This window comes from Syntrophorhabdaceae bacterium, assembly GCA_035541755.1.
Lineage (GTDB): Bacteria > Desulfobacterota > Syntrophorhabdia > Syntrophorhabdales > Syntrophorhabdaceae > PNOF01.
The window spans coordinates 1-8,454 of the sequence record DATKMQ010000118.1; the positions used below are offsets into that span (position 1 = coordinate 1).

Annotated in this window: 4 protein-coding genes and 1 tRNA gene; 3 read left to right on the forward strand and 2 right to left on the reverse strand. The window is 51.3% G+C overall.

Features of this window, described 5'->3' with window-relative positions:
• Positions 1-84: 84 nt before the first annotated feature.
• Positions 85-852 (reverse strand): enoyl-CoA hydratase/isomerase family protein, encoded by a 768-nt coding sequence (locus VMT62_12075; protein HVN97159.1) that lies wholly within the window; start codon positions 850-852, stop codon positions 85-87.
• Positions 853-1,459: 607 nt separating this feature from the next.
• Between VMT62_12075 and clpB the strand changes: the two genes are divergently transcribed.
• From clpB to mgtA, 3 genes are all read left to right on the forward strand, one after another.
• Entirely contained in the window at positions 1,460-4,042 is a 2,583-nt protein-coding gene (clpB, locus tag VMT62_12080) for an ATP-dependent chaperone ClpB (GenBank protein ID HVN97160.1), read from the forward strand.
• A gap of 88 nt (positions 4,043-4,130) precedes the next feature.
• Positions 4,131-4,205: transfer RNA gene (locus VMT62_12085), tRNA-Val, on the forward strand.
• A 187-nt stretch (positions 4,206-4,392) separates the two neighbouring features.
• Positions 4,393-6,924, forward strand: coding sequence for a magnesium-translocating P-type ATPase (gene mgtA / locus VMT62_12090; GenBank protein HVN97161.1), 2,532 nt, complete (start codon positions 4,393-4,395; stop codon positions 6,922-6,924).
• A gap of 306 nt (positions 6,925-7,230) precedes the next feature.
• Here mgtA and VMT62_12095 read toward each other — a convergent pair.
• Positions 7,231-8,454 (reverse strand): ATP-binding protein (locus VMT62_12095; protein HVN97162.1); only part of this gene is annotated, 1,224 nt, incomplete at its 5' end.

The following is an 8,454-nucleotide window of genomic DNA, read 5'->3' on the forward strand; positions in this document are numbered from 1 at the left end:
TAAATACTTAAGTGCGAAGATTTTGAAAGTTGCGCTACGAACTCGCGCCTTGATCGATCCTTCTTATGAAATGGCTCAGGCCCATCACTTCGTTTTTCCCCTGGTCAGGAATTTCTCGAGCAGTGCTTTGGCATCATTTGACGACACGGTTAACGACGCAAGGGCCGACTCCATGGCCAATCCGGTTTCGAATCCCTGATTCTGGCTGTATCGCATGAGTTCCATGGTAAGGCGCACCGTCATGGGGCTCAAACCCGCGAGGTGTTCTGCTATTTCGCGCGCTTTACCGAGTACCTCTTCCCCGCTTGTCACCTCATGTACCAGGCCAATTCTCAGGGCTTCCGCGGCATCTATGATCAAGCTTCTGAGCAAAAGTTCCATGGCCTTTGCGTAGCCCACAGTACGCATGAGTCTTTGCGTTCCGCCAAGTCCGGGCATTATCCCGAGGCTTAATTCAGGCAAACTCAGTTTGGCTTCTTTTGATGCGACCCGCAGCGTGCAGGATAATGCCAGCTCTAATCCTCCTCCGAACGCGACTCCGTTGATGGCCGCCACAGAAGGTTTGGGAAGCGTCTCAAGCCGGTTGAAGACAGAATGGCTGAAACGGGAAGCGGACCAACCGTTAAGCGTGTCATGAGCAAGAAGCTCGTTCACATCTGCACCTGCCACAAAGGCCGATCCGGCGCCAGTTACCACAATAGACCTCACTGTATCGTCCTTCTCAATCCTGCCGAGAATCTCGTTGAGTTCCTGAAAAACGCTCACGTTCAACGCATTTCTCTTGTCCGGCCGGTTGATGACGATGAGCCCGACCGCCTTCTCCTTCTCGAATAGTACCGTCTCGTTCGCCATAAATCATCTCCTTAACGATCGTTACCTATCTCGAATCAGGCGCATTTTAAGTGCGACTCAGCATTCTTCTGTTGTCCCTCAAACTAATCGGGGTACGCTTCCAGAATCATGGAGGTTGACGGTCCGCCGCCGCCGCAGAGCGAGGCCCCACCGTAACGCACACCTCTACGTCTCATCTCGTGTATCAGGGGCACAATGAGGCGTGCCCCGGTCATGCCTACGGGGTGACCGAGTGAGTGTGATGGTGGCAACCCGATCCGCCACAGTGTAAAGAATCTCTTTATATGCCATGGCCAGCCTCCGCGTAAAGTAATGTCTATATGTAACACGATATAATTGCTTCGGGCAAGTTGGAGAGAATTACCCGGTGAAATAAGCTGCGGCACCCTCATCCCGCGTAAATAGTGAAGCATCGTCGAATAGGCGTGACCGGACACGCGGCATCAGGGTGCCGACCGGAGAAAGCGAGCGTAACGCACCGGGTTGATTTTCAAAAGATCGTGATTATATTATGAAAACCAAATGGTTTGAGAACAGCGTGAGGGGGGATTGCAGAGCCGCCCTTCGCTTGAAATGGACGATGAATACGTATAGATGAGGTGACGGTATGAACTGGGAAAAACTGACTATAAAGGCTCAGGAGGCATTATCTGAGGCGCAGAAAAAGGCCGAGTCCCTGGGACACCAGGCCGTTGAGAACGAGCACCTCCTCTCCGCGCTCGTCACACAAAAAGAGGGGATCATCAGGCCCCTGCTTGAAAAACTTGGTGCAAAACCCGATGCAATCGGGGGGGAAGTCGACCGGGCCCTGCAAAAGGTGCCGCGCGTGGAAGGTTCAACGCAGGTCTATATTTCACCACATCTTAAACAGGCCCTGGATATGGCATTCACCGAGGCAGAACGTCTGAAGGACGACTATGTAAGCACGGAGCATTTCCTCATAGGCATGAGCGAGGTAAAAGACGGGGCGGCCTCGAAGATTCTCAAAAATCACGGCGTGACCAAGGACAGCATCTACGCGGTGCTTAAGGATATCAGAGGAACGCAGAGGATAACGGACCAGGCGCCCGAAGAGAAGTATCAGGCGCTTCAGAGGTACTGCAGAGATTTGACGGAAGAAGCACGAAAAGGGAAGCTTGACCCCGTGATCGGACGGGACGAAGAGGTACGCCGTGTCATGCAGGTCCTCTCCCGAAGAACTAAGAATAACCCTGTGATCATAGGCGAACCCGGCGTGGGAAAGACGGCTATCGTGGAAGGTCTTGCCCAGAGGATCATTAGCGGAGATATCCCGGAAACCCTAAAGAACAAACGGGTCCTTTCCCTTGATCTTGGGGCGCTCCTTGCCGGGGCAAAATATCGGGGCGAATTTGAAGACCGGCTCAAAGCGGTGTTGAAAGAGATCGATGAAGCGGAAGGCACCATCATCCTTTTTATCGATGAGCTTCATACGATTGTGGGTGCCGGAGGCGCCCAGGGGGCGGTCGACGCGTCCAATATGCTGAAACCAGCTCTCGCCAGGGGAGAACTTCGCTGCATCGGCGCCACGACCCTCGACGAGTACCGCAAATATGTGGAGAAGGATGCGGCCCTCGAAAGACGTTTTCAACCCGTGTACGTGGGCGAGCCCAGCGTGGAGGAGACCATCGCTATACTTCGCGGGCTCAAGCAGAAATATGAGCTTCACCATGGTGTTCGCATCACGGACCCGGCCATTATAGCGGCCGCCACCCTTTCGCATCGGTATATCACCGACAGGTTCTTGCCTGACAAGGCAATCGATCTTATCGATGAGGCGTCATCACGATTGAGGATGGAGATTGACAGCGTGCCCACGGAGATCGATGAGGTGGACCGGAAGATCATCCAACTCCAGATTGAGATCGAGGCGCTGAAAAAGGAAAAGGACGAGGCTTCAAAGGAACGGAGAAAGAAGCTGGACCAGGAGCTCAAGGAATTAAAAGAGGAAGTTACGGACAAGAGAAAGCACTGGGAGCAGGAGAAGAACTTCATTATGGGTATCAACGAGATCAAGGAAAAGATCGAAGCGGCGCGCAAGCAGGCCGATGAACTCGAAAGGAAAGGCGACTTCGGAAAAGTCGCAGAAATCCGTTACGGACTTATCTCCGGGCTGGAACAGGAACTCAAGAATAAAAATGATGACCTGGTTAAGCTCCAGAAGGGGCGCAGGATGCTTAAGGAGGAGGTCGACGAGGAGGACATTGCCAGGGTGGTCTCCAAGTGGACGGGTATCCCCGTTTCAAAGATGCTTGAAGGAGACATGGAGAAGCTTGTCCATATGGAAGAGCGGCTCCATAAGCGCGTAATAGGCCAGGATGAGGCCATAGAAGCCGTATCCAATACGATACGGCGGGCGCGCGCAGGACTGCAGGACCCGAACCGTCCTTTGGGTTCTTTTCTCTTTCTCGGCCCGACCGGAGTCGGAAAGACGGAGCTTGCCAGAGCCCTCGCCGAATTCCTTTTCGATGACGAACAGGCCATCGTGAGGATCGACATGAGCGAATTTATGGAAAAGCATTCGGTATCGCGTTTGATCGGTGCTCCTCCGGGATACGTGGGTTACGAGGAGGGTGGGTATCTGACAGAGGCGATCCGGAGACGACCTTATTCGATTATTCTCCTCGACGAAGTGGAAAAGGCCCATCCGGAGGTCTTCAACGTGCTCCTGCAGGTCCTCGACGATGGGAGGCTCACCGATGGCCAGGGGAGGACGGTGGACTTCAAGAACTCGGTCATCATCATGACATCGAATATCGGCAGCCAATGGATTACGGACCTCACGGATAAAGACTACGATGAGATGAAGAAGCGCGTTACCGAGGCGGTGAAGGGACATTTTAAACCCGAGTTCATAAACAGGATCGACGACATTATCATCTTCAGGTCTCTCTCTCAGGAGAACATCAAAGAGATCGTGAAGCTGCAGCTTGCGTATCTCACAAAGAGAGCGGCTGAGCGAAACGTCACACTGACTTACAGCGCGAAGCTTGAAAACCTGATAGCACGGGAGGGCTATGACCCGGTGTTTGGTGCGCGGCCGCTCAAACGACTTATCCAGAAGAAAATCCAGGATAACCTCGCACTCATGATCTTGAAAGGGGAAGTGAAAGATGGCGATGCAGTCTCTCTCGACGCAGATGCGAAAGGGAATGTGGTCTTTAAGAAATAGAGGTGGGGCGGGAGATCACCGCCTATGGCTCGGCCTCATTAAGTGCTTGACTTTGGGTGAGCCGCTTGTTATAAAATCCCATCATAATAGGCGCATAGCTCAGGGGGAGAGCGCTACCCTGACACGGTAGAGGTCCGGGGTTCAAAACCCCGTGCGCCTACCATAAATATCAAAGAGTTACAAAATCCCATCTAGTCCGTTACCCCTTGATTGTATAGTTTTTGTATAGTAGACGTTTCATTTAGGATAATCCGCGCTCAACGAAATATCATTACAGGATATTATTGCAAAGGTGCTCCTTTATATACGCCATTGTATAAAACGTGTGGAATAACTATAATGATTCAAGCATGAGTAAATCAGCAAACGGATTGAATGCCTTCTGGGCCATGTCCCCGGATGACGTGGCCGCCGGACTTCAAACAACCCTCGGCGGCTTAACCTGGACCGAGGCACAAAAGCGGCTTCGAGCCTATGGCTACAATACTCTGAAACAAAAGAAAAGAAATGATGCTCTCGCTCTTCTCTTCGCACAGTTCAAGAGTCCCATAATTATCATATTACTTTTTGCGACAGGGCTCTCTTTTTTGCTGCATGATGCAACCGATGCGTTGATCATACTGGCAATAGTCTTGATTAGCGGTCTACTCGGTTTCTGGCAGGAAAAGGGAGCAGCCAGTGCAGTCCAGAAACTCCTATCCATTGTCCAGATCAGGGCAACAATACTCCGGGAAGGGGATATTAAGGAGGTATCCATTGAGGAAATAGTCCCCGGTGATATCGTCGTGTTGAACGCTGGAAACATCATACCCGGCGACTGTCTGATTCTTGAATCCAAAGACTTATTTGTTGACGAAGCAACACTGACCGGGGAGACCTTCCCGGTGGATAAGGACGCAGGGACGCTTGATCAGGCAGTTCCTCTCAGCCAGAGAACAAACACACTTTTCATGGGTACCCACGTTGTGAGCGGCAGCGGGAAGGCGCTAGTTGTCCGCACCGGTATGGATACAGAGTTTGGCAAGATCTCCGACCAGCTTAAATACAGGCCGCCGGAAACGGAGTTTGAACACGGTGTCAGTCACTTTGGCTACTTCCTGTTAGAGGTCACACTGATACTCATCATATCGATCTTTGCCATCAACGTATACTTCCATCGTCCTGTATTAGAGTCGTTCCTTTTTTCCCTTGCCCTGGCGGTGGGGCTCACGCCGCAGCTTCTTCCGGCCATTATCAGCATCAACCTCGCCCATGGGGCGAAACGGATGGCTGATCGCAAGGTTATTGTAAAACGACTTGCATCGATCGAAAACTTCGGGAGCATGAATGTCCTCTGTTCCGATAAAACCGGTACGTTGACCGAGGGCTTGGTACAATTACACACCGTCCTCGATGTAGAGGGGCAGGAGAGTGAAAAGGCCATCCTCTACGCATACATCAATGCTTCGTACGAGACAGGTTTTGCAAACCCCCTTGATGAGGCAATCCGCCAATACCGGCAGTTCGACCTTTCACATATGAGTAAGCTTGACGAAGTGCCATATGACTTTATCCGCAAGCGTCTGACTATACTTGTGGTGAAGGACAATACCCATCTCATGCTCACAAAAGGCGCCCTTTCAAATGTGCTTGCCGTGTGTTCAACCGTCGAAACGCCAGGTGGAAAGGTTGCCGACATAGGGGTGTTTCAGGAGAAAATCGATCAGCAGTTCAGGAACTTGAGCGGCAAGGGTTTCAGGACACTGGGCCTTGCATACAAGTATGTGGGTTCTCAGTCTTCTATTACAAAAGACGATGAGGTCCATATGACGTTTCTTGGTTTCCTCGTCTTCTTTGACCCCCTCAAGGAGGGCATCATGGAAATTATCAGAACCCTCAAAGAATCGGGTGTCACGCTAAAGGTCATCACCGGGGACAGTGAACTTGTCGCAGCCAGTGTCGCTGAGCGTATGAGCTTCCCGAACCGCACTATACTGAACGGTGCAAGTATTCGTGAGATGAGTAATGAGGCCTTAATGAAGAGGGTCAACAATGTGGATATCTTCGCTGAGATTGAACCGAACCAAAAAGAGCGCATTATTCTTGCCATCAGGAAATCAGGAAATGTCGTCGGCTACATGGGGGACGGCGTTAATGACGCATCTGCCCTACATGCGGCCGATGTGGGTATTTCAGTAAATAGCGCGGTGGATGTGGCCAAGGAGGTGGCCGATATCGTACTTCTTGAAAAGGACCTTCGCGTCCTGACAAACGGTGTGCTGGAGGGGAGGAAAACATTTGCAAACACCCTCAAGTATGTCTTCATGGCCACCAGCGCTAACTTCGGCAACATGTTCAGCATGGCGGGGGCCTCACTCTTCCTTTCTTTTCTCCCCCTTCTCCCGAAACAGATTCTCCTCACGAACCTGTTGACCGACTTTCCTGAGATGACAATCGCCTCCGACAGTGTTGACAAAGAGATGCTCGGTCAACCCCGAAGATGGAATATCAAGTTCATCCGTAATTTTATGCTTGTTTTTGGATTACTGAGTTCGGTCTTCGACTATCTGACCTTCGGTGTCCTTCTTCTCATCCTCCACGCATCGGTCAAAGAATTCCGGACCGGCTGGTTTGTTGAATCCGTTATCTCTGCATCCATGATCGTCCTGGTCATCCGCACCCGCGGGCCTTTCCTGAAAAGCAAGCCGGGAGGGGCTTTATTGGCCGCCACTCTTGTTGTAGCCCTCGCTACAATCATTTTGCCTTATACCCCTCTCGGAACACTCTTCGGATTTTCACCGATACCGTTCCCATATCTCTTGACGCTCCTTCTTATAGTCGTTCTCTATATCATTTCAGCAGAGGTGGCGAAACGGTTCTTCTACAAACGGGTAAAGCTCTGACAGAAAAACAGCCTATCGTGTGACAGCGGGGTTGATGTCGGGACAGGTATACAGTTATATATAGATGTTGGGGATGCCCATATTGTTATACTGCGCTTTCTACACATAATTCACAATTTCTTGTGGTATGCCCAATGCAAGATTCGTACGTGAAAGAAATATCAGTTGCGATTACGATTGGTCAAGGCTTTCACCTACGAATCGCGCATTGGGCATGTTAAGAAAAACTGAGGATTACGGTTTGTAACGTAGTATCGGGCAGTGGCGATTGCAAGGCACATAAAGACAGATGTGCAGACATTCTCATTATTCTTTCGTCTTTTGATCGAGCACGTTGCGAATGGTCTGGGCCAATCCCTCTCTGCCAGCAGGTTTCATGAGGAGGGCGTTGATTCCTGCGTCCTGTGCGCTTTCCGGTGTGACGGGCTGGCTGTCACCCGTACAGAGAATAATCGGAATCGAGGGTTTCACTTTCAACAGTTGCGCTGCCAGCTCCATCCCTGTCAAGTTGGGCATCGTGTAGTCCGTTATGACAAGATCGAATACATCGGGGTCTTTCCGGAAGATGTCCAGTGCGTCCATACTGCTCGTAGTGCCAACAACTTCGTAGCCGAACCTCGTTAATCTCTGCCTATTCAATTCAACAAGCATATCCTCATCATCTACAAAAAGTATACGTTCATTTCCCCCTGTTGCCACAGGGGCTTCTCTGTCCTCGGAGAAGGCTTGTTCCTCGATTTTTGGCAGATACACCCGGAAGGTGGTCCCTTTACCCGGCTCACTCTCGACAGCCACGTAACCGCCGTGTCTCTGAACGATACCATGGATAACAGAAAGCCCCAGACCCGTTCCCTCCCCCGGTTTCTTCGTCGTAAAAAAGGGATCGAATATCCGATCGAGGATATCGGGGGTCATTCCCGTGCCGGTGTCTCGTACGGTGAGTACCACATATTCTCCGGGGACCATGTCGGAAAACGGCAGGGGATCGTGCTCTGTGAAACCGACTTTCGAGATCTGTAATTCCAGTACCCCGCCTTTCTCCCGCATGGCATGGGCTGCATTTGTACAGAGGTTCATGAGGACCTGGTGCATCTGCACGAGATCGGCAAATATCCGGTCATCATTGGTGAGACTCTTTGATACGATTTCAATTGTGGACGGAAGCGTGGGTCTTAAGAGTTTAAGTCCTTCTTCAACGATTTCACTCACAGCCAGGGGTTTCTTCTCCTGCTCGCCCTGACTGCTGAAAGCAAGGATCTGTTTCACGAGATCTCGTCCCCTCTTGCCTCCCTTCAACACCAGTTCCAATCTTTTATGCTCAGGGCTGTCAGGGGCAATGTCTTCCATCACCATCTCGGTAAAACCGATCATGCCGGCAAGGATATTATTAAAGTCGTGGGCGATACCGCCGGCTAAGGTACCGATTGCTTCCATCTTCTGGGACTGGCGAATTTGCCGTTCGAGCGTGTGTTGGCCTGTCAGGTCGGTGGCGACAAGGAAGAAACTTTCCATATCCTGGAGTCGCAGGGG